At 72.3% G+C, this 4,232-nt stretch carries 3 protein-coding genes and 1 tRNA gene; 3 read left to right on the top strand and 1 reads right to left on the bottom strand.

Going from position 1 to position 4,232, the window contains the following annotated elements; translation table 11 throughout:
* Positions 1-221: 221 nt before the first annotated feature.
* Both ACFV0G_RS34975 and ACFV0G_RS34970 read left to right on the top strand, forming a co-directional pair.
* Positions 222-297, top strand: a tRNA-His gene (locus ACFV0G_RS34975).
* A gap of 164 nt (positions 298-461) precedes the next feature.
* Positions 462-911 (top strand): DUF4442 domain-containing protein, encoded by a 450-nt coding sequence (locus ACFV0G_RS34970; protein WP_380556676.1) that lies wholly within the window; start codon positions 462-464, stop codon positions 909-911.
* A 154-nt stretch (positions 912-1,065) separates the two neighbouring features.
* On the opposite strand, the gene ACFV0G_RS34965 is transcribed toward ACFV0G_RS34970, so the two are convergent.
* Positions 1,066-2,136 carry a LacI family DNA-binding transcriptional regulator gene (locus tag ACFV0G_RS34965; protein WP_380556674.1) on the bottom strand — a complete coding sequence of 357 codons (1,071 nt, stop codon included), beginning with the start codon at positions 2,134-2,136 and terminating at the stop codon, positions 1,066-1,068.
* 700 nt (positions 2,137-2,836) lie between these two features.
* Here ACFV0G_RS34965 and ACFV0G_RS34960 point away from each other — a divergent pair.
* A complete protein-coding gene (locus ACFV0G_RS34960) occupies positions 2,837-4,162 on the top strand; it encodes an ABC transporter substrate-binding protein (protein WP_380556672.1) in 1,326 nt (441 codons plus the stop codon).
* The last annotated feature ends 70 nt before the right edge of the window (positions 4,163-4,232 follow it).

Below are 4,232 nucleotides of genomic sequence, written 5' to 3'. Positions count from 1 at the left end.
GCGCCCCCCCCCCCCCCCCCCCGGGGGGGGGCGCCGCCCGGCGGCCCCCGCCCCCGCCCCCGGCACTCGCCGCCGATCGGCCCGCCACCGATCGGCCCGCCGGAGCCCGGGCTTCCGGCGCACCGGCTCCCACCAGAGCATCGACTCGAAACCCTGGCGCGAGCACCCTCTCGGATCCTGTAGAGTTCTTCCTGTCGGAGCGGGAACGCACCGGACAGATGGTGGGCGTAGCTCAGTTGGTAGAGCACCTGGTTGTGGTCCAGGTGGCCGCGGGTTCGAGTCCCGTCGCTCACCCCAGAGCCTGAGGGTCTGATCTCATACGAGATCAGGCCCTCAGGCGTTTTGCGTTTCCCGGCCCGCGCCCGCTTCCCGCACCCCCTGTCCCGAGTGGGCCTGATCAAGTCCCGGATCGAGCCCGGGCCGACCTCCCCAAGCAAGCTACCCATGAGTAACATGAGCCCATGACCTCGACACCCTCGATCGGGCAGCTGCTCGACTCCACCGTCCCGATGGCCCGCACCCTCAAGCTGGAGTACCTGGAGACCAGCCCCGACCGGGCGGTGCTCCGCCTGCCGGACCAGACGGAGTTCCACAACCACGTGGGCGGCCCGCACGCCGGCGCCATGTTCACGCTGGCCGAGTCGGCGAGCGGCTGCATCGTGCTGGCCGCGTTCAGCGACCAGTTGGGGCGCGCCGTCCCGCTCGCCGTGAACGCCGAGATCGCCTACAAGAAGCTGGCCATGGGCGTCGTCACCGCCACCGCCACCCTGGGCCGGCCGGCCGAGGAGATCGTCGCCGAGCTCGACAAGGGCGAGCGGCCGGAGTTCCCGGTCACCGTCGAGATCACCCGGGCCGACGGCGCCGTCACCGGCGTGATGACCATCACCTGGACGCTGCGCCCGAACGCCTGAGCCCCGGGCCGCACATCACGGGCACCACGACCTGGACGCGTCCCGCCGGCAGCAGGACGCGTCCCGGCCCGACCGTGGCCGCCACCGGCCGCCACGGGCCATCGCCGGCCACCGCGGCCCGCCACGGGCCGCCTCCGGCCCCTGCCGCTTCCGGTCAGGCCGAGTCGCGGACCACCAGCTCGGTGGCCAGCACGACCTGGCGGCGGGCCCGGCCCCGTTCGGCGATCTCGTCGAGCAGCAGGCGGGCCATCGTCCGGCCCATCTCCTCGATCGGCTGCCGGACACTGGTCATCGGCGGGTCGGTGTGGCGGGCCACGATGGAGTCGTCGAAGCCGATCACCGCGACCTGGTCCGGCACCCGGCGCCCGGCCGCCCGCAGCACCTGCATCGCACCGGCCGCCATCAGGTCCGACGCGCAGAACACGGCGTCCAGGTCGGGCCGCCGCTCCAGCAGTTCACGCATCGCCAGCCGGCCGCCCTCCTCGGTGAAGTCGGCGAGGCCCACCAGCCCCTCGTCGTACGGCCGTCCGGCCTCCTCCAGGGCCCGCCGGTAGCCGCCGAGGCGCGCCTGGGCGACCTCCATGTCCAGCGGGCCGGTGATGGTGGCCACCTGGTGGCAGCCGCGCCGCAGCAGGTGGCGCACGGCCATCCTCGCGCCGCCCGCGTTGTCCGCGTGCACATAGCTCAGCGGCTCCAGGTCGCCGCGCCGGCCGGCGAGCACGGAGGGGATCTCCAGGCTCTCCAGGATGCTCGGCAGCGGGTCGTCCTGATGCACGGAGACGAGCAGTACGCCGTCCACCCGCTGGGCCGTCAGATAGGCCGAAAGTCGCTCCCGCTCGCGCTGGTTGCGGACCAGGATCAGCAGCAGCTGCATGTCCGTCTCGGCGAGCTCGGCGGAGACGCCGCTGATGATGTCGGAGAAGTACGGCTCCGAGAACAGCCGGGTCTCCGCCTCGGGCACGACCAGCGCCACCGAGTCGGTGCGCGAGGTGACCAGGGTGCGGGCCGCCCGGTTGGGGACGTAGCCCAGCTCGGCGATCGCGGCCTGAACGGCCTCACGGGCCTTCTCGCTCACCCGCGGCGAGCCGTTGATCACCCGGGACACGGTGCCGCGCCCGACCCCGGCCAGCGCCGCCACCTCCTCCAGGGTGGGGCGCGCGGAGCTCCTGCCGCCCGCCCCGGCGCCGCCCACGGGCCCTGCGGGGGGCTGTGCGGTCTGGCTCATCACTCACCTCTTGGACTTTCTCACTGGCGCCTTGCGGCCCGATTGCTGCTCATTGTGGCCGGTTCCGGCCGAGTGGGAACCCGCCGGGCGGCTCACGCCACCGGGCCGGTCCGCGGCGCCCCGTCCTGCCGGTCGTGCTCCGACGGTACGCGGCCCCCGGCCGGCACGGGACACCGGCCGTGGGCACGCCCACTCCGCGCGGCCGCCGGCGTGGGCGCCTCCCACCCCGGCCGGGCCCCGTCGGCGGCCCTCCGGAGCGGCCCGAACGGGCCGCCCCAGGACACCGTTTCGCGGCGCCCAGGACACGCTCCGGCAACGGATCCGCCATCAAGTCTTGACACCCGACCCTGCGACAAAGGAACCTTCCGGCATGCCCCGCATGGGAGCGCTCCCACACTCTAGTGGCGAAATGCCCCGGGGAACAGCGCCTGATTCGGAGGTTTGACGGGCCCCGCTCAACGCCCCACGACCCCCGTCCCGGCCCTGGTCCAGCACGAGCCGCACCACCCGGAGCCGCCCGGCTCCACGCGCCGCCGGCACCACGAGAACCACCGCACCACCGCACCACCCCAGACCGCATCGCACGCACCACCCCGCACCACCACCCCACGGCACCACCGAGCTCATGCACGACCCGCACCACCGCACCTCCCCACCGCGCAGAACCACCTCACGCCCCACCCGGATCAAGGAGATCGCAATGCGCACCACCTCCCGTCCCCGCAGAGCCGCTGTCCTCGCCACCTCCGCCCTCGCCGCCTCGGCCCTGCTGCTGACCGCGTGCAGCAGCAGCGGCAAGACCGCCTCGGACGGGTCCTCCGCGGCCGGCGGCGACAAGGTCACGCTCACCGTCGGCGACTTCGGCACCTTCGGGTACAAGGAGGCCGGCCTGTTCGACGAGTACATGGCCGCCCACCCGAATGTGAAGATCGAGGAGAACAACACCCAGGACGGCCAGAAGTACTGGGACGCCCTGACCACCCACCTCGCCTCCAGCAGCGGCCTGGCCGACATCCAGGCGGTCGAGGTCGGGTACATCGCGCAGGCCACCGGCACCCTCGGCGACAAGTTCTCCGACCTCGGCAAGGCCGACGGTGTCAGCGCGAGCGCCTGGCTGCCGTGGAAGTCCAAGCAGGCCACCACCGCCAAGGGTGCGCTGATCGGCCTCGGCACCGACATCGGCCCGATGGCCGTCTGCTACCGCAAGGACCTGTTCCAGCAGGCCGGCCTGCCGACCGACCGCGAGGCGGTGGGCAAGCTCTGGGCGGGCGACTGGTCGAAGTTCGTCGACGCCGGCAAGCAGTACCAGGCCAAGGCCCCGGCCGGCACCTTCTTCACCGACTCCGCGAGCGGCCTGTTCAACGCCGCGCTCTCGGCCGAGAGCACCCAGTACTCGGACGACTCCGGCAAGCTCGTCTACAAGGACAGCACGGGCGTCAAGAAGGCCTGGGACATCGCGGTCAGCGCCTCGCAGGCGAAGATCAGCGCCGGCCTGCGGCAGTTCCAGGACCCGTGGAACGCGGCGTTCGCCAACGCCAAGTTCGCGACCGTGGTCTGCCCGTCCTGGATGACCGGCATCATCAGCAAGTACTCCGGCGACTCCGGCAAGGGCAAGTGGGACATCGCCGCCCCGCCGGTCGCCTCCAACTGGGGCGGCGCCTTCCTGACCGTCCCGAAGGCCGGCAAGCACCAGAAGGAGGCCGCGGCCCTCGCCGCCTGGCTGACCGCGCCGGAGCAGCAGGCCAAGGTCTTCACCAAGGTCGGCAACCTGCCCTCCACCACCGCCGGCCTCGACCTGCCCGCCGTGCAGAGCGCCAAGCTCGACTTCTTCGGTGACACCCCGACCGGCCAGATCTTCGCCGCGGCCGCCAAGGGCATCAAGCCCGCCCCGATCGGCGAGCAGGACGGCACCGTGAAGACGATCATCACCGACAACGGCATCCTCGACATCGAGGAGCACGGCACCGACCCGGCGAAGGCCTGGGCGAACGTGGTCAAGGCCGTCGACGACAAGGTCAACGGCTGATCCGGTCCGGTCTCTTATACACAACACCGACCCCACCAGACGAGCGTTCCTAACGGGAGGCGGCAGTGGG

Origin of the sequence: Kitasatospora sp. NPDC059571 (assembly GCF_042735675.1) — a bacterium.
GTDB lineage: Bacteria > Actinomycetota > Actinomycetes > Streptomycetales > Streptomycetaceae > Kitasatospora.
This window is presented reverse-complemented; position numbering and strand designations above follow the sequence as displayed.